This window comes from Sphingobacterium sp. UGAL515B_05, assembly GCF_033097525.1.
Lineage (GTDB): Bacteria > Bacteroidota > Bacteroidia > Sphingobacteriales > Sphingobacteriaceae > Sphingobacterium.
Genome location: NZ_CP109907.1, coordinates 3651399 through 3674699, shown reverse-complemented (window position 1 = coordinate 3674699; position 23301 = coordinate 3651399). Strand labels below are relative to the sequence as shown.

The 23301-nt window shown below is 45.0% G+C and carries 24 protein-coding genes; 11 read left to right on the top strand and 13 right to left on the bottom strand.

The window, feature by feature from the left end:
- Window positions 1–212: 212 nt before the first annotated feature.
- The 6 genes from OK025_RS15065 to OK025_RS15040 form a co-directional block, all read right to left on the bottom strand.
- On the bottom strand, window positions 213–1385 hold the full coding sequence (locus OK025_RS15065) for a FecR family protein (protein ID WP_317664928.1): 1173 nt from the start codon (window positions 1383–1385) through the stop codon (window positions 213–215).
- Between the two features lie 104 nt (window positions 1386–1489).
- Window positions 1490–2095 carry an RNA polymerase sigma factor gene (locus OK025_RS15060; protein WP_159333192.1) on the bottom strand — a complete coding sequence of 202 codons (606 nt, stop codon included), beginning with the start codon at window positions 2093–2095 and terminating at the stop codon, window positions 1490–1492.
- A 398-nt stretch (window positions 2096–2493) separates the two neighbouring features.
- Window positions 2494–2940, bottom strand: coding sequence for a hypothetical protein (locus tag OK025_RS15055; protein ID WP_317664925.1), 447 nt, complete (start codon window positions 2938–2940; stop codon window positions 2494–2496).
- Window positions 2941–2951: 11 nt separating this feature from the next.
- Window positions 2952–3566 carry a CHAP domain-containing protein gene (locus OK025_RS15050; RefSeq protein WP_317664923.1) on the bottom strand — a complete coding sequence of 205 codons (615 nt, stop codon included), beginning with the start codon at window positions 3564–3566 and terminating at the stop codon, window positions 2952–2954.
- Window positions 3485–3871 (bottom strand): hypothetical protein, encoded by a 387-nt coding sequence (locus tag OK025_RS15045; protein ID WP_317664921.1) that lies wholly within the window; start codon window positions 3869–3871, stop codon window positions 3485–3487. The genes OK025_RS15050 and OK025_RS15045 overlap by 82 nt, the downstream gene beginning before the upstream one ends.
- Before the next feature lie 87 nt (window positions 3872–3958).
- Window positions 3959–4600, bottom strand: a complete 642-nt coding sequence (locus OK025_RS15040; RefSeq protein WP_317664919.1) for a DUF6266 family protein — start codon at window positions 4598–4600, stop codon at window positions 3959–3961.
- A 607-nt stretch (window positions 4601–5207) separates the two neighbouring features.
- Between OK025_RS15040 and OK025_RS15035 the strand changes: the two genes are divergently transcribed.
- The 6 genes from OK025_RS15035 to OK025_RS15010 all read left to right on the top strand — a co-directional run bounded on the left by OK025_RS15035 (window position 5208) and on the right by OK025_RS15010 (window position 14556).
- The gene (locus OK025_RS15035) at window positions 5208–5390 is read left to right on the top strand and encodes a hypothetical protein (RefSeq protein WP_145329788.1); all 183 of its coding nucleotides are present in this window, start codon (window positions 5208–5210) and stop codon (window positions 5388–5390) included.
- Between the two features lie 44 nt (window positions 5391–5434).
- Window positions 5435–6166 carry a PRC-barrel domain-containing protein gene (locus OK025_RS15030; protein ID WP_317664916.1) on the top strand — a complete coding sequence of 244 codons (732 nt, stop codon included), beginning with the start codon at window positions 5435–5437 and terminating at the stop codon, window positions 6164–6166.
- Window positions 6167–6394: 228 nt separating this feature from the next.
- A complete protein-coding gene (locus OK025_RS15025; protein WP_317664914.1) occupies window positions 6395–6553 on the top strand; it encodes a hypothetical protein in 159 nt (52 codons plus the stop codon).
- Between the two features lie 93 nt (window positions 6554–6646).
- On the top strand, window positions 6647–11953 hold the full coding sequence (locus tag OK025_RS15020) for a translocation/assembly module TamB domain-containing protein (RefSeq protein ID WP_317664912.1): 5307 nt from the start codon (window positions 6647–6649) through the stop codon (window positions 11951–11953).
- Window positions 11919–14249 (top strand): BamA/TamA family outer membrane protein, encoded by a 2331-nt coding sequence (locus tag OK025_RS15015; RefSeq protein ID WP_317664910.1) that lies wholly within the window; start codon window positions 11919–11921, stop codon window positions 14247–14249. The genes OK025_RS15020 and OK025_RS15015 overlap by 35 nt, the downstream gene beginning before the upstream one ends.
- Window positions 14250–14292: 43 nt before the next feature.
- Window positions 14293–14556, top strand: a complete 264-nt coding sequence (locus OK025_RS15010; RefSeq protein WP_317664908.1) for a SemiSWEET transporter — start codon at window positions 14293–14295, stop codon at window positions 14554–14556.
- 51 nt (window positions 14557–14607) lie between these two features.
- Here OK025_RS15010 and OK025_RS15005 read toward each other — a convergent pair whose 3' ends face one another.
- Both OK025_RS15005 and OK025_RS15000 read right to left on the bottom strand, forming a co-directional pair.
- Window positions 14608–14793, bottom strand: a complete 186-nt coding sequence (locus OK025_RS15005) for a CsbD family protein (RefSeq protein ID WP_046675215.1) — start codon at window positions 14791–14793, stop codon at window positions 14608–14610.
- Window positions 14794–14892: 99 nt separating this feature from the next.
- Window positions 14893–15876: a YihY/virulence factor BrkB family protein gene (locus tag OK025_RS15000; RefSeq protein WP_317664902.1), complete on the bottom strand. Its 984-nt coding sequence runs from the start codon at window positions 15874–15876 to the stop codon at window positions 14893–14895.
- Between the two features lie 238 nt (window positions 15877–16114).
- On the opposite strand from OK025_RS15000, the gene OK025_RS14995 reads away from it, so the two are divergent.
- The gene (locus OK025_RS14995; protein WP_317664900.1) at window positions 16115–16570 is read left to right on the top strand and encodes a PA2169 family four-helix-bundle protein; all 456 of its coding nucleotides are present in this window, start codon (window positions 16115–16117) and stop codon (window positions 16568–16570) included.
- Between the two features lie 110 nt (window positions 16571–16680).
- Here the strand turns inward: OK025_RS14995 and OK025_RS14990 are convergent, their stop codons facing one another.
- The 5 genes from OK025_RS14990 to OK025_RS14970 form a co-directional block, all read right to left on the bottom strand.
- Window positions 16681–17010, bottom strand: a complete 330-nt coding sequence (locus tag OK025_RS14990; RefSeq protein ID WP_317664898.1) for a helix-turn-helix domain-containing protein — start codon at window positions 17008–17010, stop codon at window positions 16681–16683.
- A gap of 6 nt (window positions 17011–17016) precedes the next feature.
- The gene (locus OK025_RS14985; protein WP_317664896.1) at window positions 17017–17760 is read right to left on the bottom strand and encodes a LytTR family DNA-binding domain-containing protein; all 744 of its coding nucleotides are present in this window, start codon (window positions 17758–17760) and stop codon (window positions 17017–17019) included.
- Window positions 17757–18788: a hypothetical protein gene (locus OK025_RS14980; protein ID WP_317664894.1), complete on the bottom strand. Its 1032-nt coding sequence runs from the start codon at window positions 18786–18788 to the stop codon at window positions 17757–17759. The genes OK025_RS14985 and OK025_RS14980 overlap by 4 nt, the downstream gene beginning before the upstream one ends.
- A gap of 45 nt (window positions 18789–18833) precedes the next feature.
- Window positions 18834–19718, bottom strand: a complete 885-nt coding sequence (locus tag OK025_RS14975; protein ID WP_317664892.1) for a hypothetical protein — start codon at window positions 19716–19718, stop codon at window positions 18834–18836.
- A 77-nt stretch (window positions 19719–19795) separates the two neighbouring features.
- Window positions 19796–19936: a hypothetical protein gene (locus tag OK025_RS14970; RefSeq protein WP_317664890.1), complete on the bottom strand. Its 141-nt coding sequence runs from the start codon at window positions 19934–19936 to the stop codon at window positions 19796–19798.
- Window positions 19937–20253: 317 nt separating this feature from the next.
- Between OK025_RS14970 and OK025_RS14965 the strand changes: the two genes are divergently transcribed.
- From OK025_RS14965 to OK025_RS14950, 4 genes are all read left to right on the top strand, one after another.
- On the top strand, window positions 20254–21243 hold the full coding sequence (locus tag OK025_RS14965; RefSeq protein WP_317664888.1) for a helix-turn-helix domain-containing protein: 990 nt from the start codon (window positions 20254–20256) through the stop codon (window positions 21241–21243).
- 28 nt (window positions 21244–21271) lie between these two features.
- A complete protein-coding gene (locus OK025_RS14960) occupies window positions 21272–22096 on the top strand; it encodes a hypothetical protein (RefSeq protein WP_317664886.1) in 825 nt (274 codons plus the stop codon).
- Between the two features lie 140 nt (window positions 22097–22236).
- Window positions 22237–22812 (top strand): MauE/DoxX family redox-associated membrane protein, encoded by a 576-nt coding sequence (locus OK025_RS14955; RefSeq protein ID WP_317664884.1) that lies wholly within the window; start codon window positions 22237–22239, stop codon window positions 22810–22812.
- A 143-nt stretch (window positions 22813–22955) separates the two neighbouring features.
- Window positions 22956–23285 carry a hypothetical protein gene (locus OK025_RS14950; RefSeq protein ID WP_317664883.1) on the top strand — a complete coding sequence of 110 codons (330 nt, stop codon included), beginning with the start codon at window positions 22956–22958 and terminating at the stop codon, window positions 23283–23285.
- The last annotated feature ends 16 nt before the right edge of the window (window positions 23286–23301 follow it).

Genomic DNA, 23301 nt, shown 5'->3' with positions numbered 1-23301 from the left:
TGTAAGGTTTATTTGCAGTGTATTCGCGTCGTCCAAAACAGAAACATACTGCAGATTGGATAGTTAAAATTTAATTGTCCCAAATGGCAACCGAGCTCCTTCAGGATCTTGGTTGCTTTTTTATACCCCACCATCGTGGCTATTCGTTTTGTCGTTTTTTATTCATCGGTTTGTTTATTTAGGTTATTGTGTCATTAATTATTTTTAGGTTATTACGGAAGTACATGTATTTTTTTTCCGTCTATTCTGAAATGAACGGCACCCGTTTTTTCGAGCAGGCTTAAGACCTTTTGAACATCATCAAAACGCGATATTCCGCCCCCAAATTTCTCGGTCGTTTTTTTACCCTGATAGATGACCTCCACATTATACCAGCGTGCCACCTTGCGCATGACGCTTTCGATATCATCTCCATCGAACATAAATTCGTTGTTTGTCCAGGCAATAACCGGCGCTGTATCTATTGGGCGGGATTTTAGCACCCCACGAGCTGTAAGGCTCGACTGCTCACCCGGTGCTAATAGCAATTTTTGACTGTGGGAACTGACCTGTACACGACCTTCCAGTAGGGTGGTCTGTACCGCCGTTTCGTCGGCATAACTGTTTACATTGAAATGGGTACCGAGCACTTCGACCTGCTGAGCTGCTGCCTGCACAATAAAGGGGTGTTTGGAATCCTTCGCTACTTCAAAATAAGCTTCGCCGGTCAGTGTGACAGTTCTGTTTTTTTGATTTGCAAAACGAACCGGATAGCTGAGCGAAGAAGCCGCATTGAGCCATACTTGTGTACCGTCAGGTAGCTTAATCCGATAGGTTTCTCCTTTGGTTGTCGATAAGGTATTTTGCTCGATTTCGCCCTGCGACTTATCGCTGACTTCGTAAATCAATTGGCCATCCGTTGTTTTAGAAATTCTTATACCCGATTCTTCCGCAATCCGACCGTTTTGTGTTTCATGTAGATGAATCTGCTTGCCGTTGGCCAGCGTTAAGGTCGCCGATTGTTTTCCGGGTGATATCACATGTTGTGCAGCTTGCGGAGATACGTTTTTAGTTTCAATGGTAAGAAACCAGCGACCAATAAATAATAGTCCGATAACAGCAGCTGCGCTTGCGCCAATACGTTTCCAAGTCCATAGCGATTTTGTTTTTGGTTTATTGATCTGGAGATGCAATTGGTCCCAGGTATTATCCAGTACGGCCAATAAAGTTGGATCGTCCAACAGATGTTGATCGACGGGATCGTCCAAAACCTCCTGGATGAGTTCTTGAAGTAATATTTTATCCCTGCCTGATTTTACATAGGACAAAAACGCACGGGAATTTTCTTCGCTAAGTTTTCCCTGTATATATCGCCTTAACGTATATCGAAGTGTTTTCTTTTCCACAATTGGTTATCCTCTTTTCAGCTAATACACTTCAGCGGTAAACGTCATCTGCTCTACCTGCAAATTTATTTTACTTTTTTTCTGTGCAATGAAAATTAGATGCGTTAATGCTGTTGGAGAAGTATAAAAGAAATAATGAGCAATGTGGATTTATCCAGGATCCCATGCTTCTCTTTGATATATTTTGTAGCTTTTACGATGTGGTCGTTGATGGTGGATGTCGATATACTCAATAAGTCGCTTACTTCGGCGTAGGTTTTGCCCTCAATTTTACAAAGTTTGTAGATCAATTTGCGTTGTGGCGGCAGCTGGTCAATGGTCTGAGACAACCATTCTTCATATTGCTTTTCATAGAGTTCTTCTTCGACGTGACTGTATAAGGCTGTATTGTGAAGGCTAAGATATGCCTGAACTTGTTTTTCGAGGTTATTTCGCCGGATAAAATTATAGACAGTATATTTGGCGATCTGGAACAGATAAGATCGAAAAGACTGCTCGGGATCAATCAACTCCCGTTTATCCCATACTTTAATAAATACTTCCTGTAATAGTTCGACTGCGTCTTCTTCGGATTTGACCATCTTACGGATGTTGAGATAAATACGCCCGCTATACCTACTGTAGACCTGCCGAAAAGCACGCTGGCAGCCAGAACGCAGGGAGATCAAGACAGACTTCTCTTCAGTATCGTCGTATTTTTGTGCGTACATTGTCACGTTTTACCCTTTCATTACTAGCAAAGATTGCTATTTGTTTATAATATCCGGTTATTGATCTCCAATCTTAACATTTGCTTACAAGCTAATAAGCGTCACAAAAAACAATTACATGATGCAGGAATATTTCATAAGTTGGTCTTTCACGCACTGTGTCTAGTAATTTGTGGATTACTCCCTTAATCTGGTTACGAACAAATATAATAAAACTAAAACGGTTTTGCTTTTTTTAATAAAAATTTAAAACGATTAACAAATTTTGATTTTTCTCAAACATGCATAGCAGGAATTCATCCGGCACATAAAAAGGAGACTACGATTTTACTTCGTGTCTCCTTCATAGCCCAACAGTACCTGTCGAAGCTTTTCTTCAGACCTCCTTCCCACGCTTACTAGGGCAATAGGTGAGATCGGCCCCATCGCCAAAGAAGAAACAGGAGCAAGACGAAGCCCATGATCCAAACCTGCTGGGCAGAGCGCATTTGGCTGCCGCTTTTTTCATGGCTGACCTGCTTTTGTTTTTCCTGTTGCCTTTTTTCAGCCAGCTCCAGTACCTGTTTACTGACCCTTTTGGCCGACTCATGCAATAATAAACCTCCCGACCGGGCAGACAGACCACTATCGGGATAGAAACGAAAAGCACTGTCCGTCCAAAAGTACCAAAGGCGGGAAAGCGTATCCTGATGGTCAGAATATAACGTTCGGAGCTGCTCGGTATACTGCCGGTGCGCATCCGTTTCTTGTTGTTTCTGATATTTTTTACTTTCGTAGACCTTGCAGGAGCCCAGCAAGAATAAGAGTCCCGCATAAAATATCATCTGGCATAGCCTTGTGTTCATCCTTCCTCCTTTCAGTCCAGCCAATTTGAAAAAGCATAAATGGTAGCCAAAGGACGTCGTTTAGACAAAACCCTATTGGCACTGTTCCCTTCCACAGTCACAATCCATTTGCCTTTCTGTTGGCGTACAAGCCCCACATGGTTTATGCGCCGCAGACTGCTGCTGTAAATCGCAAACAGATCGGCCTGTCGGATGCTCCCCTGCGCGATCTGTGCAGCCGTATACCGACGGGCCATCGGAAAGAGTGCCGGGCACCAGGCATTGCGCGGCAATGGGCGTCCAGCCCGACCATAACACCAGGATACGAAAGCTGCACACCAGGCGTATCCTTTTCCAAGCCCCACGTAGCGCAGATAGGCTTCTACCCGCGGACCATCGTTATTGCCTGTAGCTTCCTGCACGCCAATCTCCCGCACAGCGCTATCGATAATACGTTTACGCAGGTCCGATCCTATGTAGTCATTTATCGCTACAGCGTCACCATGCTCGACCAAAGGATCGGCGCTTCGAAGCTCGGTATAGCCGCTTGGTACATCCTGTTCTCTTATAGCAGCAGTGCCAGCACGGCCAAGAAAGAGAACAGCGACAGAAAGAATACCGAAAAATAGATAATGCATTGTTGCCATGATGTCAATTGATTAAAGTGAGCACTAAATTCCTGACGGAAAAACTTAAAAGGCTGCCAGAGCATTTCCTGAAGCCAAAAGCAGCAATAAACAGCCGCTAGGCCAGCCAGGATGGCAAATAGCAGCACCGAGAGCATACCGATGTCCAATACGCCCGCTGTTGGATCGATGGCCTGCAGCAAGAGGCCTGATGAAATAAAAAATATCAGCAGGCAGGCCAGTATAATGCTAAGCAGCTGCCGCCCCGTTAAAGGCCAATAGGTATCCTCGATATCCTGGGCCAGTTGTTTTTGTATAAATTCCATATTGCATATTTAAATTTTTAAAAGAAAACTGTTTTCTGATCAATGGAAGCTGCTCTTGTTGGAGCAGCTTCCATAATCTGACCAGAACTAGGTCAACACAAATTCACCCAGATACTGACTACTCGATGTAATGTTACCATCCCGATGTATGGTAAATGCCCAGCCAACCACGGTCTTGCCCGAATAACTTGCCGGCAATGCAATTTCCAGGGTACTATCGTTTCTGGTTGCACCTTCATAGGCATAAAAGAGATTCTCAACCGGTTCATGTAGGATTGCGAGTACCTGATCGTCGGAAAAGGCATTGAACTTATTGATCGTAGGATCCCAGCCCAATGTGAGTACACCCGGTGCCGACTCCACAGCCTCTAGGCCCATTAGGATAGCCAAACTACCACTGGCGATTTTTACGGAAGCATAATCAATACTAAAATTAGGATAGTTACCGACAATTGCCTGATCGATAAAATGCTGAAAAGCGACGTTGTAGCCTGTCTTTCCGCGCTGTTTGCTGTCGGAATAGCCCAGCATCAGCACATCTTTGATGGATTTGAGAAAGCTGGTTGTTATTCCAAACTTCGTGCGCTGTGCCAGCTGCTTATCAGAAGCCGGTTTTGAACTTTTCTTGGGCAGGGAGCGGACATAGTCAATTCCGCGCCATGACGAGCCCACAATGTTGCCCACTTTACCTGTGTAGGCACCATGTATACCTTTATTAAATCTTGCCATGTTATTAATTTTTTTAAATGTTTAAAACGATGTGGCGCTGCAGGCAGCCACGGATATCGATATCATGGCACTAAGGTAAATCGGTAACGGGACGAAGGCTGCCAAATGGCGTTATCTGACGTCACTTGTCCGAAAATGCCCGTTTCTACGACATGTATTAAGGAAATAGCAAGGCTTGTGATTGGGCTTAGCAAACTTATGGAAGGCAGCAAAGAGGCTTCTAAAAGACAACTCGTCCGCTTGCAGCAGGCTAATTCGATGTTTTTCTGTGGTCACACGACCAACAAAACAGCAATAAAATAGCAGAGAAACAGCAACGGAATACCAACGAACAGGCAAACAAAGGGTTATGAAAGCCCAAGGCAGTCCCGAAGAAAGAGCAAAGAACAGGCAAACAAAGGGCAACGAATAAGCAGATAAACAGCAACGGATAAGCAAATAAAGGACAAAGAAATACCAAAGAACAAGCAGCGAAACAACAGGGACGGCAGCAAAAAGGCAAGCCAATGTATCCGCAGTCCCAAGCGCATACGCCTGAAATCCAGCTTAAACAAAATTTTTTCAAACGAAGCCCTATAGCAGTTGTTCTTTTTTTAAAAAAGTATATATGGCACATTTAGAAGTAAAACCGAGAAACGGAGCGCCCTGGTGGCTATGGCTGCTGCTTTCGCTTATCGCGCTGGGATTGGTCCTGTATTTTATAAACCGTACTAACAGTGACGCCAGGTTAGATAAACCTATTCCCGACACAAGCATTAACACAACAGCGCCACAAACAGATACGCTTTAGAACTCCGTTGCATATACGAATTGATCACCAAAAAAATTAAAGACATGGCATTAGAAGAAAAAAAATATAATCATCTGATTGAACTCGGTGGAAGCGATTACGAAATCGTCGATGGCGAACCTGATATCCGGGGCTGGAAAGTAAAGAATGAAGCCGGCCAACTGCTCGGCAAGGTAGATGATCTGCTCTTTGATCCTGAAAGCCAGCAGGTCCGTTATATTATTATCGATCTCCATGACGCCGAATTTGTTATTGACGAAGATAAGAAAGTATTGGCCCCCATTGGACTGGCGTCGCTTTACGATGGTACGCAAATTCAGGCCAGCAATGAAGAAGCTTACCCGACTCCAGCTGTCGAACCGATCGATCATAGCGTGATCCTAACAGTAGACGAAATTCCAACGGAAGAACCTGCAACGGATTATCTGTATAATCCCGCCGATGATGGTGAAGTTGTTGTGATATCCGTCAACGAAGATCAGTTAATCCGCCTGCCTGCTTACCAACAGGATCAGCTCGATCCCGAAACAGAACTAAGTATCCGTCATGTATTTGAAGGCACCGGCGATGTGGGTTTTATCGTGAGCGAGAACAGCTATCATCCGACTGAATTCTATGATCATTATCACTTTAGTGAAGACACGTTTTATAGCGGTGGGAAAAAGACCGAAAGCCTTCCACCGGATCAGACCCAGCGAACCCGAAGGGTAGCTGCCCGACATGAGCAAACCACAGGACATGAGCCGGGTACGCTCGACAATAACAGTGAATTATAGGACAATCAAGTATATCTATTACAACAGGCTTGGATAACAGTATTTATCTAAGCCTGTTGTCTATTTATTTCTGTTTTATCGGGCCGTATTTCCCGAATTGACTCGTTAAAATACCCAAAATACCAGTATTTTATAACCTATCGCACAAAATAACTACTCAAATCCCTTTAACGTCATATAAACTGCATTAAAATTGCAGGATTTGTAGCAAATCAATACAAATCGGTTATGAAAACAACATATAAAAACATCCACGCAAAGAATAGACAAACCATCAGGAGGTATTATGAAAAATATAGCTGGTATAAACTTGACCGGGAGGAGCTAGCACAAGAATTACTTATCCGTGGGGGCTTTCTGGCAATTCTTACCTGGCTGCTGTGGTAAACTAACCCTACATCGACGGAGATATCAATTCACAATATCCAAACCATTTGCAGTTCTGTGTTGTCCTATCTGTAAACTTAAATCAACAACACATTGAACAGATTTGCCCGGATTGCTTTAAAAACAATATTGTGGATTATTGGAGGAATAATTACGCTTTTTATTCTTATCGTTTTCCTGCTTCGCCTACCCTCCATACAGAATTATATTGCTGGTAAAGTGACACATTATGTCGAAGGAAAGATCGGCACCCCCGTCAAAATTGGTTACATCAATATCGATTTTCCTAAAAAATTGATATTGGAAGATATCTATCTCGAAGATCAAAGTAAAGACACCTTAGTTGCTGGTAAAAGCATCGCGGTCGATATCAATATGCTGAAACTATTAAAGAATACTGTTGAAATCCAAAGCCTGGAAGCCGATGGTATTACCGCCAAAATACGTCGTTCCTTGCCCGACAGCAGCTTTAACTTTGACTATATCGTCAAAGCTTTTGCTTCTGAAAAGGAAAGTGAACCAACCGCCGACACAGCATCAGCCCTTCTTTTTAACCTCGATAAGGTCAAGTTTTCAAAAATACATGTTGTCTATGCCGATGCTGTGATCGGTACCAGTGCCGACGTCTATCTTGGTCGTTTAAATACTAACATAAAGAAATTTGACCTGACCAAAAACATGGCCTTTGAGCTGCCGAAAATCAATATCGACGGACTAAATGCCACGGTCAAACAGTGGAAGCCCGCCGTAGAAGGCGCAGGCCCATCGGTTGAAGATTTTGGTATAACCGATAAAACTGCACAGACCACATCCCTCCTTCCTGATGTAGGCATCCAGGTGGCCGAACTCAGTAATGTGCTGGTTCGTTATGAAGATGAATCGAGTGCACTTAAATCTCAATTTATCCTGAAAAATTTCTATGCCGCTATCAATAAGATCGATCTCAAAAATGAATTTGTCGATATCCAAAAGCTCCAACTCGATGGTTCGGATCATAATGTCCTGCTGGGAAAAATTCAAAAATCTTCGGCCGCAGCAGCAAAAACCAGCAAAACTGAAGCCGACAGCAGCAGCGCCGCAAAGATGAACTGGGTCGTTTCGGCAAAAGACATCAACATCAATAATACCAGTATCCGTTTTAAGGACGACAACCAGCCCCGCATCAAAGGATTTGACTATTTTAACATCCATATGCCGGGACTCAAAACCCAGCTGACAGATTTATATTATAGCGCCGATTCTATCAGCGGATCACTGAAAGAGCTTGTTGCCGCTGATCACTCCGGCTTTGCGATCAAGCAGCTGAAAGCCGATTTTAACTATACCAGTACAAGTGCCGAAATTAAAAATCTATATGCGGAAACTCCCCGTACCCTAATCCGCGATTATATTAAGCTAAGTTACCCTTCCTTGGATATCATTACCAAAAAGCCAGAACTGATACGGGTCAATGCCAGCCTCATAAAGAGTTATATTGATATGCGCGATATTCGCTTTTTTGCCCCTTTTCTGGACACTATGGAAGTGATGAAGCCCCTGATGGACAAGAAGTTCTATATTGATACCCGTGTGGCTGGCCGTGTAGATGACCTGAATATTCCGAATATCGATTTCCGTACACTTTCCAATACCAGGCTGATTGCAAGTTTGCATTTAAAAGGATTACCCGATATGAATAAATTGTCGGTAGACCTCAACCTTAAAAAATTAACCACAGGCCGTTCGGATATCGAAAAGCTGGTTTCCAGGTCGATGCTACCTCAAAATATTGAGCTGCCAAATGCTATCGGACTGAGCGGTACTTTTAAAGGTGGAATGGCATCTTTTAACACAAAACTAGCTTTGGTTACCGAAAAAGGGACTGCTAAATTAGATGGAAAGGTTGCTATGGCCAAGCGCGATACCAGCTATGAGGCATCGGTGAGTGTGCGCGATCTGGACATCGGCAAAATCATGAAAATGGACAGTACGTTGGGGATTCTTTCTTTTGAAGGAAAAATAAAAGGCAAAGGCACAGATCCCAAAAAAATGATGGCCAGTTTTGATGGAAAAGTGAACCGCATGGACGCCATGGGCTACCGCTATCATGATATCGATATGGATCTCTCGGCAGACAAAGGCGCCATTAAAGCATCCGTCATCAGTCCCGACCCGAATATCAAGCTGAAATTGGATGCCACTGCGCAGATGGATGCGACCTATCCCAAAATAGCCTTTGAAATGAACGTCGACAGCATCAACTTACAAAAGTTAAACCTGGTGAAAGATGCCATCAGCTACCGCGGTAAGCTCAGCGGTAATTTCAGCACTGCTGATCCAAACCTCCTCAACGGTGAAGCGCAGATTACCAATTCGTTGATCCGATACAACAACGATCGATATGCACTGGACACGGTATCCCTCCTGGCAAAAGCTGACAGCAGCCGTAATCAGCTGCAGCTGCGTTCCGACTTTCTGAATGCCCACCTGGTTGGCAAGTACAAAATTTTAGAACTGCAAAGTGCCGTACAGGATCTCCTGCAGCTATATTATACACCCGAAAAGCCTATCAAGATTCCGCCCTACTCGCCGCAGCTCATCGAATTTTCGGCACAGCTGACCCGAAACCGGCTTATTCAAGATTTTCTCCCTGAGCTGACAGAAATGAAAGCCATTACCCTGGATGGTCGCTTCGACAGTGGATCCAAGAATCTCTCAGCCAAACTAGACGCACCCCGGGTTGTATATGGCGGCACAGAAATCAATAATGTTACCCTGGACATCAACAGCCTGGATAGTTCCCTTTACTATTCGGCCCTGATCAATAAAGTTAAAGTCAGCAGTATTGAAATTACCAACACCATTCTGAGCGGAAAGGTCGCACAAAACATCGTCAATCTGGGCCTATGGATCAAGGATAAACAAGATAAAGAACAATATCATCTCGGCGCCGACATGCAGGTCAAGGATGGTCTATTTGTATTCAGTTTGCTTCAGGACGGCTTAATGCTCAACTACGATAAATGGGATGTAGCGCCTAATAATACCCTAAAATTTGGCAGCGCGGGCATACTGGCCGATAATTTCGTGCTGAGCAACAAGGGGCAGGAGCTGCGCATTGCATCGCAAGACAGCATCCTTAACTCACCGGTTGATGTGGCTTTTAAAAATTTCCGCATAGAGACCCTGAGCAAGATGGTTATGAGCGACAGTCTGAATCTGGGCGGCGGTATCAATGGGCAGACTACACTTTCCCGACTGGAAAGCAGTCCAGTGTTTGTGGCAGATCTGATCGTAGATAAGTTTTACTTCGGAAAAGATACCGTGGGCAATGTTAATATCAAGGTCAACAACGAGCGTGAAAATACCTATAGCGCAAACGTGAGCGTTACTGAAAATGGAAATAATCTGGTTCTCAGCGGCGATTTTATCAACCCGCCACAAGGCGATGCAGCGCTAGACTTCACACTGGATATTGCGCCACTGACGATGAAGACCGTACAGGCTTTCAGCATGGGGAATCTCAAAGATTCCAAGGGCAACCTCGAAGGGCAGTTAAAAATAGTGGGCTCTCCTTCGAAACCACAGATCAGGGGTGATCTCTATTTTAGAGAGGCTGAATTCAATGTGGCGATGCTCAATGCCCTATTCAAAGCAAAGGATGAACAGATCCGCTTTGATCAGAATGGCCTATCGTTCCCCAAATTTGAACTCGAAGACAGCAAAGGCAATATTGCCCAGGTCAGCGGTTCTGTCAATACACAGACCTACACCGATTTTGACTTTGACATCGGCATCGCTATGGAAAATTTTGAAGTCCTGAATTCCACACAGGCAGACAACGACCTCTTTTATGGAAAAATGTTTCTTGGCACCGATCTGCAGATCAGCGGAAATCTAAACAAACCGGTGGTGGACGGTACCATCAAGGTCCTTGACAGCACCGATTTTACCATGGTGATGCCCAACAATGATCCTGGCATGGCCGATCGGAAGGGCGTGGTCGAATTTGTGGATAAACGGGATACAGCTACCACAAATGCGCTTGCCAGATTAGATTCGATGACTGTAACAAAGCTTACAGGAATAGACGTCGATCTGAATCTGCAGACTGATAAAGACGCCAAGTTTAAGATTCTTCTTGACGCCGGTTCGCAAGATGCCCTAAACATTCAGGGCGAGGCGGAATTGAATACAGGCATGGATGCCAGTGGCAAAATAACGATGTCGGGAACATTTACCGTGGAGCAGGGAAGCTATTCTTTCAGTTTTGGACCTGTGAAAAAAGATTTTACCTTTCAGAAAGGAAGTACGATCACCTGGAATGGAGATCCGTTGGATGCACAGCTCAATATTACCGCAGCCTATACCTTAAAAGCCCCTACCCTGGAACTTGTTGCACCACAGCTCGGCACGCAGAATGCCAACTTATACAAACAGAAGATCCCATTCGATGTGCTGTTAAAAATCACAGATAAGCTATTCCAGCCACAGCTCAATTTTGACATCGACCTGAATGCCAACAATGCCATCGTATCGCAGGATGTTATCAGCAAGGTTGACAATGCGCTCAGCACACTTCGGGAGAATCCTTCCGATCTCAACAAACAAGTCTTTTCACTGATTGTACTAGGCCGTTTTATGTCTGCAAATCCATTTGAGAGCCTTTCCGGAGGTGGCGGTACAGAAGCGCTTGTGCGGAATAGCGTCAGTTCGTTTTTAAGCTCGCAGCTGAACAGGCTGGCCTCAGATTTAATTACCGGCGTTGAGCTTGATTTCAACCTGACATCAGAAGATGATTACAGCACCGGAACGGCCCAGACACGTACCGACCTGAATATCGGCGTTTCCAAAATGCTGCTCAACGACCGACTGAAAGTCAATATCGGATCTAACTTTGAAGTAGAAGGGAATTCACGTCCGGGTGAAGCTGCCAATAATATCGCCGGCGACATACAGCTGGATTATCAGCTTTCGCAGGACGGGCGCTACTTTGCACGCTTCTACCGCAAAAACCAATATCAGGTGACTTTGCAGGGGCAATTTGTCGAAACCGGAATCGGTTTTATTATCACGATGGATTACAACCGATTTAAGGAAATCTTTATGCGTTCCAAAAAGCTCAAAGAATATTACAATACCGGTAGCAAGAAATTCAGGAAGCGTTTTGACGTAGACCGAATGGAACAAGATTCGGCCTATCGGGACAGTGTGCGTACGGTGATCCGTGATAGCCTGATGCTCCATAGTCCGGAATACAGAAAACAGCTAGAAGATCAGCAAAAAGAACAGCAGCGCCGCCAGCAGGTAGACAGCGCTGCAAACAACGGCCGGAAAAAAAGTATGCCAACACATTCAGATACCATCAGAACCACAGCGATTAAAAATGAAGACGAGGAAAGGAGTTACCATGCAAATTAAATTAAAATCGATTATTGGCCTGCTTGCCCTTGGTGGGCTGATTGCTTCCTGTTCGTCGACTAAAAACCTGCCCGAAGGAGACAGCCTTTATGTAAAGGGAAACGTTAAGATCGCTTCCGATACTATTCCAAAGAAAGACAAGGAAAAGCTGGCTACCTATCTGGCCGAATCGCTTCGGCCCCAGCCCAACAAGCGTGTTTTAGGCATGCCTTACAAGCTTTATTTTAACAATATGGCCGGCGATACGTCAAATAGCAATTTTATCAAGCGTTTTTTCAAAAAGATAGGTGAAGAACCCGTTTTGCTGAGCGATGTAAACCGGGAGTACAATGAGAATCTGCTGCGCAACCGGCTTGAAAATATCGGTTTTTTCAATGCGGAAGTTACTTCGGATACAATCGTCGAAAATAAAAAAGCTACGGTAGACTATACCGCCAAGCCCAATCTGATCTACCGGATCAAATCCGTCACTTTTGACGTAGACAGCAGCACGCAACTGGGACGCGATATCCGCGCAACTTCTGACCGCAGCCTGTTGCAGGTGGGCAAAAATTATAGTCTTGATGTTGTGCTCAATGAACGAGACCGCATCGACAACGTCCTTAAAAATAAGGGCTATTATTATTTCAGCCCAGACTACATCCTGGTACAGGTCGACAGCACTATCGGGAATCATAAAGTCAACCTCTATGTGACCGTAAAAAAGGAAACGCCCGAACAGGCAAGAGCCGCATCCAAAATCAATAAGATTTATATTTTCCCAAACTATACCGAGACCGGAGCTGGCTACCAGCAGTCACCGCGGAATGCCGAACTATTTGATAGCAGTTATTATTTTATTGACCCAAATCATACCTTCCGCAAACCTGTAATCGCCAATCATATTTTTTTCAAGGCGGGCGATCTGTATAACCGCGACGCCCACAACAGGACCATTAGCCACCTGGTGAATCTCAACAGCTGGAAATTTGTCAAAAATAACTTTGTGGACAGCAAGGAAGTACCCAATGCGCTGGATGTATACTATTACCTTACTCCGCTGCCAAAGAAATCTGTCCGTGTAGAACTGCTAGGAAAAATGGCTTCGGTCTATAATGGGACCGAAGTAAATATCAACTGGACCCTTCGGAATGCCTTTAAAGGCGCCGAGAAGCTCAATATCAACGTATTTGGCGGGTATGAAATACAAACGGGTGGCAATGCAGATCTGAACTCCAGCTATTTCCGCTACGGCACCGAGGCAACCTTGACATTTCCGAGGATACTGACACCATTTGGCACCAATAATCCTTCCCGTCAATATATTCCGAATACCTATATCAAGGCACGGTACGAATTCCTTAACCGCCGCAAAGCCTATACGCTCAATTCGATGGCGCTGAGCTACGGTTATACCTGGCAAGAGAACGAAGAGAAGCAGCATGATCTGGCGCTGATGGAAATCACCTATGTACAGCCGAGAGGTATTTCGGAAAGCTACAAGATGCAGATGGATACCATTCCGGCGCTGCGGCATGTAATCGATCCCCAATTCACAATTGGGCCCAATTATAACTTCACCTTTCAGAACACCATGAAAAAGCACCTGCGCAATACGTTTTATTTCAAGGGAAACCTGGATCTGTCGGGAAATATCCTGGGGCTTATCAAAGGTGCAGACTTTAATAAGGGCAAGACTTTTAAACTTTTTGATGCGTACTTCTCGCAGTATGTCAAAGCCAGTGTGGATGGCAGGCATTATTTCAAGCTCAGCGAAAATTCACAGATCGCATCACGGGTGAGTATAGGGATGAGCTACTCCTATGGCAATTCGCGTTCCCTGCCCTATCTTAAGCAATATTATGTGGGCGGACCAAATAGTATCCGTGCCTTTGGCGCCCGTGCGATCGGACCTGGCACGGTAGCGCCAGAAAGACTGGGCAATGGACTTTTCTATGCCGATCAGACAGGCGATATCAAGCTGGAGCTGAACACCGAATACAGGGCAAAAATTGCTGGCCCTGTCCATTGGGCGGCCTTTATCGATGCTGGAAATGTATGGCTGCAGCGGGATGATGAGACCAAACCGGGCGGAAAATTCAGCAAGGATTTCCTGCAGGAACTAGCCGTCGGCGGCGGCTTGGGATTACGGTTTGACTTTACTTTTCTGATCCTGCGTACTGACTTTTCCATCCCGTTCCGTATCCCCTATTTACCGAAGGGCGAGCGCTGGGTATTTAAGGATATCGACTTTGGAAGTTCAAGATGGCGAAAAGATAATCTGATGTTTAATCTCGCGATCGGTTATCCATTTTAGTCTGGACATATCAACATAGTGATCACCTAAAACCGAAGTCCTTATGATCAATGAAAACATTCTGGGTATTATTGCGGGTGCCCTTACATCAATTGCTATGTTGCCGCAGCTGATCAAGGTATTGAAAGAAAAAAATGTGGATGACCTTTCTCCTGTTATGCTGTTAACGTTAATCATAGGACTTTCCCTATGGGTATGGTACGGGGTAATGAAAAGTGAGGCGCCCATTATCTATTCAAACAGCTTTGCTGTTCTGGTCAACCTGTGTCTGTTAGGCAGCTATCTAACTTATAGAAAAAAGACCTAAAAAAAGGCGGATAACATTGCTGTTATCCGCCTTTAACATGAAAACACTATTCTACAAACCGTTCAACCAACTATTCACCTCGTCTTGTGTTTTACCTGTTTTCTTTTGAAGTTTACCAACCAACTCATCTTCTTTGCCCTCCGCATATAGTAAATCATCATCTGTAAGATCAGCATATTGCTGTTTTACCTTACCTTTAATTTCGTTCCAACGACCTTTCCATGTTAATTCACTCATACTATTTTTTCCTTTCGTTTTTTTATAAATAGAACAGCCTGCAGCAGGAATCGTTTAAAAAAAAATGTTATCAAATGTTAAAAAACTAGCTAATGGATTCTATGCTGTTTTATCAATAGTCGTTTCCTCTTCATCGAGCGGCGCCGGTGGAATTTCATCGACGTTGCGTTCGATTTCCTGTGTCTCTACATGGACCGCAAATTCAGAAGGCTCGATTGGGATAGCCATTTCTGTTGCATACTCCCGCGTGAAAATAGCTCCAAAATAAAGAATTGCCGCGGTGTAATACACCCAGAGCAAAATAAGCACAAATGAGCCGGCCGCACCGTAAGTATCCTGCGTCGCCGAGCGTTCAAGATATATGCCGATCAGGTAACGGCCGATTACAAATAATATAGCCGTGAATAGCGCGCCCGCCCGAACAGTCTTCCATTGAATATTGACATCGGGTAAGGTTTTAAAGATCACGCTAAAGAGTAGGACGATAACCACAAAGGAGATGACAAAATTGATTAAGTTCATCAGCACGACCGTGATTTCCGGGAAATAGCGCTGCAGCTGCCCGGTAAGTGCAAGAATGATTCCGTTGATAATCAATGTCACCACCAGAAGAAACCCCAATCCAATGACCAGTGATGAAGAGAGCAAGCGGTCCTGGATCATCTTGAGCCAACCTTTTTTGGGCTTTGGGCGCACATGCCAGATCTTATTGATGGAATTCTGCATATCCCCAAAAACCGTCGTTGCACCGATGATCAGGGTTCCCACACTGATTACCAACGCCATATTTGATTTACCCGATAACTGCAGATTTTGAATAACCTCTTCAATCTGTTTGGCGGCGCTATTGCCTACCAGGCCGTTAAGTTCTGCAAAAACCTTTCCCTGAATGGCATCGGCACCATAAAATATACCGGCCAGCGCGATCATCAAAACCAATATTGGGCCGATCGAAAAAACGGTGTAGTACGATAATGAAGCACTATATTTTATGGAGTCTTCATTCATAAAGCCTGATACGGTATTTTTCAGTATCGTCCAATACGTTTGCAGCTTGCTTTTATTTTCCTTTTTTACATGCATTGTCGTTATTGTTTTTAAGAAAGAAACTCCTTAAAATGACATAAAGTTTGTTTTTTAAGAAAATTGGGCATCTAAGAAACGTATTACCCATGTCCTCAAAATACACCTTCAGTCCAAATAATCAACTCTAAGTATCCTAAAAATCAAGAAGTAAGCTACAGATAATTACCATAAAAGAAACAAAGACAAACTAATGATTAATCTTTCTTGTTCTACCTTAAAAACAGCATTAGAAAATATGAAAAGAAATCAGAACGACCCTAATATTTTAAATGACCTTATTAAAATCAACAATGACCGTATTGAAGGTTATGAGCTAGCGATCGACCTTGCCAATGAACAGGGCGAAGGTGCGCGTGAAGCAGTTTTCAGACAGTTTATAGGGCAGTCGGAAAAATTTATTGCAGAACTCAGTCCCCTTGTTGAGTTTGCCGGCCAGTACGCCACTGACCGGACCAAATTAAGCGGCGAGCTTTTTCGGCTGTGGATGGTCATCAAATCAAAATTATCGGGCGGTAATATGCAAGATTTATTGGAGCATTGTGATCGGGGCGAGACGGCTTTCCGAGAGGTTTACAACAAAGCGCTAGCAGAGGAAAATAAGCTCTCCATAGGGGCCAAAAATCTAATCCAGATTCAGCTGAGCCAGCAGCGTGAAGCCCATGAAAATATTAAAATCCTGCGCGAAATCTAGATTTGCACTTTCTATTAGACTATATATTCGTTTTACAGGGGCACGATATACTCTATTTCTTCGAAGCAAAAAGGCTAATTCCTTTGCGAATCAGCCTTTAAAACAACCTATTAGATCAATCCTTTATTGATGCTGCGCTTGATCGCCTCCTGCAGATCCTGCTCGCGGTAATAATGCTTGTTACCCAGGCAAATCGGTATAAGAATACCCGCTTTTACCCAGCGGTTGTAGGTGCGTTCAGAGATTCCCAGGCGCGACACCACAGCCATGCGGGTCATCAGCTCATCTACCTTCCATCCCCTATCCTTATTTTCTGTTGGCAGCAGGTGATGGCCAGTGCAGGACAGTCTTTCGTTGATCTGCCGAAGCAATTGTACGATTTCATCCAATTTTGTCATATAAAATTTCAATGGTCGACACCATGAAATGCGGGCAGCCATACCCTTTTATCTGTTGTTCTGTCTGTACACTTCAAAGCGATGGTTAAAATTTGCCCGATATGCCCGCGTAATCGAAATAGCCATTCCATTTCGCGGTTTTATGAGATAGAGCTCGTTTGGACGCACCAAGTCCACTTTGGCCAAATTGACCAGTGTATTGAGGCGCGGTCGGGCAAAGTTTTGTACAGACAGCTTTGACTGCAGTTGGTGCAGTTTCGTATTAAATCGATGGCTCTCCGCTTCCAAAACGATCTGTAGCTCGCCCAGTTCCACACTGGCGTAATAGATGTCCCCGACCTCGATCAGGACGATTTCATTTTGCAGGGTTTTCATCGTAAGGCTCTGTATATCCCGGCTCTGCTGTTCTGCTTTGCGGTCGACAATGCCCACAACTTCCTCCATGATGGTCTTTAAAATTTTAAAACTTGTTATCTTGCTCAGATAAGCACATATGCCTGCCTCATTGGCCTCAAATACGTAGCTGGGATAGGCCGAGCAGGCCACCATCACCGGCGGGTTGGCAATCATCCCGGCTAGCTGGATCCCGTTTACGCCAGCCTGACCAAGGTCCATGTCGAGCATCAGAATATCCACTTCGTTCTCTTTCAGATAGGTCATTGCCTGCTCGGGACTGCTGACAATGCCGATATCTTCGTGGATAAAGGGCAGGTCGTGTAACTGCATCAGGATGTATAACAGCGAATCCGGATCGTCGTCGACAATCAATAAGCGGTAATTGAGTTTGTTCATTTTCGGTTGGTAAAATCAAGGTTAATATGTACAGTAAAAATATCGTCACGCAGCAGTTTTTTCACCGTGGACTTATAATCTACCTGCTTCAGTTTGGCATCGAGCAGGGCAAAACCAGTTTCTGAATTGATATCACTTTTCTTAGGCGACCAGTGATTTTGGCAGCGGAGACTGATGCCCGATTCAACCGCTGTAAGCTGCATCTCGACCGGGTTCTTTGCATCAATTTTTGCATGTTTGAGGCAATTTTCGAGCGGAAAGAACAGCATACCGGCAGGGATATCCGGATAGTGACAATCTTGCATCCGTTCCCTGTACCGAATGGAACGTTCCTTATAGTGGTAGCGCAGCAATCGGATAAAACAATGAAGTTCATCCAGTTCGGCAGCGAAAGGCTGCGCCTTCCCTAAATTTTCAATCCGCAACAGGTAAGCCAAAAACTGCATTATATCACGTTTGGTGTGACGGTCTTGGGGTACCTCGCTGAGCATCATCTTACCAAAGCTTGTCACAAATACCGATTGCAAAAAGTGCGAAGTGTATTTCATATCTTGCGCTCTTTCCCTAAAAGTAGCCAGTTCACTGTTCAGTACAATGTTTTCTTTCTCCGTTCGGTAAGCATGCTGCCGCCAGAAGGTAAACCCGCCTATCAGGTTGGTCACAAAATAACGAACGCCCATATGGAAGTTAAACAGGTGCAGCTGCAGCGGCTGGGTGCGCCGCGAAAAATGGATCCCCATGAGTGGTAGCAGCACATAGATCAATTTGCGCATAAAAAAGAATACCGTCAGCGTGATAAAGAGATAGATGCCTATAGCCAGTAGTTTCTGCACAACGGTGCCATACCAATAGAAGAGGATCAGCCTAAAGATCACATAACTGTACAGCGTATACAGACATGCCGCTGTAACGATCTGCACTGGAGCAATGGGCACGCTGTTCCATAACAGGTTGGCAGACCAGATGACAAGCAACATAAAGATATATACAAAAAGATGCCAGTAGGTTAAATCCAAGATCCGTTTCATTATAAATTAATTGGTATTACTTTATATTTAAATTTAAAAATATTCTCACACAAACAGACAACAAAAATATTCCCTATTAAACACTCCTTTTCTACCCTCCAGCACAATGCTGATATTGCCTTCCGACGCCAGGTCGAATTCGGCCTGCTGAAATGCTTCAATCTGATAGCAGTTGAGTTTATGCAGATAGCCCCAACATTCCCAGCGCCATGGCTCATTGCGGATCTGGTCAGCCAGAAAATCGTACAGCAACTGCATGCTGCGCCGGATATAGATCTCCCGCTTTTCATCGGGCAGCTGCTCAATTGCCGTGCCCAGCAACAGCTGCTGTTTCCCTGCTACGGTGCGGTGCGATATCGGCAGGATGGACGTGCCGAGCAGGGCACTTAGCAATGCTATTCCCTTACGGACAAAGAGATCGTTTGCCAGAAAGCTGATCTTAACTTTTTTGTCGATCTGGTCGGAAGTACCGCTGTTGCCATCGGCAAATATGAGCAGGTGGCGGCCCGCCTTTATGGCCGAGCGTGCTTTGAGCAGCACCTGCGGATCGTCGCTCATCAAAAAACGGAAGCAGGCTCCCTGCTCCTGCCGCTCTTGCTGCAACGCCGCAAAAAGCGTCTGATGCCGGGCAAAAACCTTCCGGTCGAGCAGAAGGTCGAACTGAATACCCGCTTCGGCCAGCACCTGCGGCAAAAAGGCATGCATGCCGAGGTGAAACAGAACCAAAATCCGGGGTGGCCCCGATTGTAAGCTCCCAAGCAAGGAAGTATCCCAGTGCAGTGTCGCATGAAAAGGTTGCGGCTGGTGATACGCTTTCCAGCGTTGATAAAGTGTTGAATGTTCTGCCCAAGGCAATGCCGGGAGGTAACGGTGTATATGCGCAGAAAATAGCGCATACGTCCAGCTGTGTTTATTGTCGGTATACATCATATCGATTCGGTTTTAAAAGAGGGAGGGCAAGGACCTGCCTGGTCCTTCCCTACCTCAAGGGTATTTGGCTGCAAAAATTAGAAAGCTAAGATGGGGCAGCTGTCTGCATCATCTTCGTCATCTGAGATAAATGGCAGCAGCGCTGTCCATTGGAGCATCGTTTGCTCCGCCAGCACCTGATCCAAGCCATTGAATTCCTGTTCTTTCAAGATTTTCATTTCATAGCATCTAAAATTAATAATCGGCCCTCGCGCAGGCTGTACCTTCCCGCGGTCGAGCACATGAATACTCCAATTGGTTCCAATAAAAACAAATATGTTTGAACAGCTAAATAATTCCAAAAAAAAATTGCAGATAACAGGCACGTTGTCGATTGGCTTACAGTCAGGACGATCAGCTGTCGGTTAGTCGACAGAAAATACTGATTTCGACCAAAAGCTGTCGGTTGGCCCCAAAAACAGGTTGATTAGCATTTTATTTGGTGTTCTTCCCTTAAACTTCATAAAATCATCTTTTAGCTAATTATAAATTATAGATGATAAAACCCTATACTTTCAACCTGGGGAGCGACTATAAGATAGTTTCTTGCCCCACACAAGCAATCACTTTCCCTATACGTCATGCCCAGCAGCAGCATTGGGAATCCCCTCGCAACCGGGTGAGCGAACAGACTTTTGACGGCCGTTTTGCCTATCTCTATTCCTATGAATACTGGATCGAAGAGGCCATGGACATCGCTATCGAGATCAGACTGGAAGACTTGCATCTGATCTATCCCCTATTCAGCCAGCAGACCATCTTTGCCAAACAGGCCGCCGCGGATTTTGTGGTTGAAATTTTGCCCAGCTATGGCAGCTATTTTTACCTACCGCCGGGACAATACAACCTTCATCTGCCTGTGGGGCATCATATTTTGATAGGCTTTGTTATCGATGCGGGCATGTTCAGGCCACCGGCACTGCAGCATTTCAGATTCCTCGTTCCCCTTCTCCGGGCCCGAAAGGAACGTTCGCCTTTTCCTGTCCAAAGCATCCGATTTCGCGTGGGCAGCATTACGATCAAATACCTGCAGCTTATCTTCAGCCGTCTCAATCCCTATATCCTCGACAATGAGTGCATCCTGCTCAAACATCTTATTTTTTTGGTCAACCTGAGCCGCTTCAAACTGCTGGAGCAGAACTCCGACATCCCGCTTCCGGAGCAGGCAAGGCAGCTGCTCGAGCTGTTCATTGTGCAGGAAGGAGCACATGCCCGACTGAAGGATATTGCGAAAGCACTGCGCATAGCGCATGCTACCCTGAGCCGAAAATACCATGCGTACCATGGTGTCAGCATGCGCGCAGACCGCAACAGACTGCTGCTGCAGCATATCGGCCAATTGCTCATCGAAAATGAGAGACAGGCGGCCACCGCAGAACTGGCCGGATTCGGCGGGGTCAGCGAGATGAACCGCTTTATTTGCCGAATGAGCGGCATGACCACCGCCGAGTATAAAAAGCACATCGAAACACAACAGCATAAATAGCTTATCCTCTAATCCGATAAAAAAGAACATGAAATTTTACAACAATCCAAAGCTTGATCGCGACTGCCTCTACAATATCCTGCAGGACTGCTACGACATCTTGCCCCGACTGATGAACCTCATTGCGCCCGAGGGCTGGGAAAACGGATATACACACCAGGAACTAATGGTCCATCGACAGGAACTCTATGATAGCTTTCTCGACGATATTGAACCCGAGGATTATCTCAGTTTTGACGACTATTTCAGCTTTAGCTTTCCGCCGGAGCACAACAGCCAGCTTGAGCTTTTTTACCTGCTGGCCGTTATCCTGACCGAGATCACCTGTGCTTCGACCATCTATCGGCCGGGCGAACCGGAGGCCTATTATTTTGACCCTCAGGATATGCGCGAAATGATGCTGAAGACAGCCGCCCAGCGCCGGCAACTCGATGGGAACTGTCATCGCGACTGTTATAATCTACTTCCGCCCTGCCCCGAGCCATTGCTTGAGGAAATGGATCTACATCACTGCATCGAAGCTCTGTTTACTATACTGAGGAGCTATGGCTTTAAACTCGATTATTGGGATGTGGAGCTGCTCGAGATTGCCGAACTGCAGGATGCGCACAACGAGGTCTTTTACAGCATTCTCGATCCCGAAGAAAAAGAAAAAAAGCAGATAGAGCTCAAACAGGAGATTATCGCGATAATGGATGGCTATACTACTGCTGTGGAAGATCCCTTTGATATGCCCGCCATTGTGAGGCTGTTCAATCAGCGCAAAGTATGCCCCATTGTGCTGGCCTATCTGCACAGCTATGATGAGTTCCCGAAGGGCTACCCCTATCGGCTGGAAGATTACTGTGAGTAGAGGGATGTTTGCCCCGACTAGCTGGATATTGCGATAAGCAAAACCTGCCTATCGCCAGATCATCTTCGGCCTAACGCTGGGGCTGTCGGAGATTGTAATTTAGCCTTACAAAAGTTAGTAAACGGTTAACAAAAAAGACTATGGAACGAAGCGAAAAATATATACAACATCATGGAACTGGGGCGGCAAGTACAGTGTCCATAAAAGTTCAGCAATCAAAATGGCAAAACCATATGGACTGGTATATTCTGATCACATTAGTTATGCTGATCCTATTGCTTTTCTTCACTGGACTTGGAAAAGTATTTAACCATGCTGCTTTTGTGAGTCAGCTTCACAAACAGCCACTTCCACAATGGTCGATGGCCATTTTGAGCTATTTGCTTCCGATGTTGGAGCTGGGGACTGTCCTCCTGATGTGTATTCCACAGGTAAGGATATGGGGCTTGGGGCTAGCTATTTTATTGATGACAGCCTATTCGATCTATGCCTATTTGGCTTATATCGAAATCTATGGTTATGTGCCCTGTGCCTGCGGAAAAGTATTTGAGAAAATGAGCTGGAAACAACATTTTCAATTCAATCTGGCGGTTACTTTACTTGCGGCACCGGCATGGCTGATGGAATACAAAGTAAAGCTGATGGAATATAAAAAAACAGCAATAAAAACTATGCATAGCGAATCCCGACGGGGATTCGACCAGCAGGAAAGGTAGTCAATAGGTGAGCGATGTCTTCTTTCGGGATTGCGACAATTCATATATATCGATAAACCTACGACAAGGCAAGTCTCCGAGACAGGATACCGAAGCACTAGAAACTACCGAACCTGTATTTATAAACTATAAATATCAACAACATGAAAAAAGCAAAATTATTTATCCCAATTCTGGGAGCAGTTTTGGGATTGGGTGTCTATGCTGGACACGCCAATGAAATCAGTAGAAAAGCGGCGAGCACTACTGAGCAATCGTGGGAAGTCATTAATCCAAGTGGTGATCTGACCGATCCAAACAATTACCAGCCCTATTCAGGTGATATTGCCACATTATGTCCAAGCGACGAAGTTCTCTGTGGTATCAAAGCTGAAAATGACGGTGCTGGTAAACCACAAATGACTAACGAGCTGAAATCTGAAATCAATTCAGGAACACCTACTAGTCATGTGTTTTATCGCGCGGAAAATTAAGAACTGCAAAAAATAG

Bases quoted from the DNA above. Each gene is read 5' to 3' on its own strand.
- OK025_RS15060 (WP_159333192.1), bottom strand. From the start codon at position 2,095: ATGTACGCACAAAAATACGACGATACTGAAGAGAAGTCTGTCTTGATC.
- OK025_RS15055 (WP_317664925.1), bottom strand. From the start codon at position 2,940: ATGAACACAAGGCTATGCCAGATGATATTTTATGCGGGACTCTTATTC.
- OK025_RS15050 (WP_317664923.1), bottom strand. From the start codon at position 3,566: ATGGCAACAATGCATTATCTATTTTTCGGTATTCTTTCTGTCGCTGTT.
- OK025_RS15045 (WP_317664921.1), bottom strand. From the start codon at position 3,871: ATGGAATTTATACAAAAACAACTGGCCCAGGATATCGAGGATACCTAT.
- OK025_RS15040 (WP_317664919.1), bottom strand. From the start codon at position 4,600: ATGGCAAGATTTAATAAAGGTATACATGGTGCCTACACAGGTAAAGTG.
- OK025_RS15035 (WP_145329788.1), top strand. From the start codon at position 5,208: ATGGCACATTTAGAAGTAAAACCGAGAAACGGAGCGCCCTGGTGGCTA.
- OK025_RS15030 (WP_317664916.1), top strand. From the start codon at position 5,435: ATGGCATTAGAAGAAAAAAAATATAATCATCTGATTGAACTCGGTGGA.
- OK025_RS15025 (WP_317664914.1), top strand. From the start codon at position 6,395: ATGAAAACAACATATAAAAACATCCACGCAAAGAATAGACAAACCATC.
- OK025_RS15015 (WP_317664910.1), top strand. From the start codon at position 11,919: ATGAAGACGAGGAAAGGAGTTACCATGCAAATTAAATTAAAATCGATT.
- OK025_RS15010 (WP_317664908.1), top strand. From the start codon at position 14,293: ATGATCAATGAAAACATTCTGGGTATTATTGCGGGTGCCCTTACATCA.
- OK025_RS15005 (WP_046675215.1), bottom strand. From the start codon at position 14,793: ATGAGTGAATTAACATGGAAAGGTCGTTGGAACGAAATTAAAGGTAAG.
- OK025_RS15000 (WP_317664902.1), bottom strand. From the start codon at position 15,876: ATGCATGTAAAAAAGGAAAATAAAAGCAAGCTGCAAACGTATTGGACG.
- OK025_RS14995 (WP_317664900.1), top strand. From the start codon at position 16,115: ATGAAAAGAAATCAGAACGACCCTAATATTTTAAATGACCTTATTAAA.
- OK025_RS14990 (WP_317664898.1), bottom strand. From the start codon at position 17,010: ATGGCTGCCCGCATTTCATGGTGTCGACCATTGAAATTTTATATGACA.
- OK025_RS14985 (WP_317664896.1), bottom strand. From the start codon at position 17,760: ATGAACAAACTCAATTACCGCTTATTGATTGTCGACGACGATCCGGAT.
- OK025_RS14980 (WP_317664894.1), bottom strand. From the start codon at position 18,788: ATGAAACGGATCTTGGATTTAACCTACTGGCATCTTTTTGTATATATC.
- OK025_RS14975 (WP_317664892.1), bottom strand. From the start codon at position 19,718: ATGATGTATACCGACAATAAACACAGCTGGACGTATGCGCTATTTTCT.
- OK025_RS14970 (WP_317664890.1), bottom strand. From the start codon at position 19,936: ATGAAAATCTTGAAAGAACAGGAATTCAATGGCTTGGATCAGGTGCTG.
- OK025_RS14965 (WP_317664888.1), top strand. From the start codon at position 20,254: ATGATAAAACCCTATACTTTCAACCTGGGGAGCGACTATAAGATAGTT.
- OK025_RS14960 (WP_317664886.1), top strand. From the start codon at position 21,272: ATGAAATTTTACAACAATCCAAAGCTTGATCGCGACTGCCTCTACAAT.
- OK025_RS14955 (WP_317664884.1), top strand. From the start codon at position 22,237: ATGGAACGAAGCGAAAAATATATACAACATCATGGAACTGGGGCGGCA.
- OK025_RS14950 (WP_317664883.1), top strand. From the start codon at position 22,956: ATGAAAAAAGCAAAATTATTTATCCCAATTCTGGGAGCAGTTTTGGGA.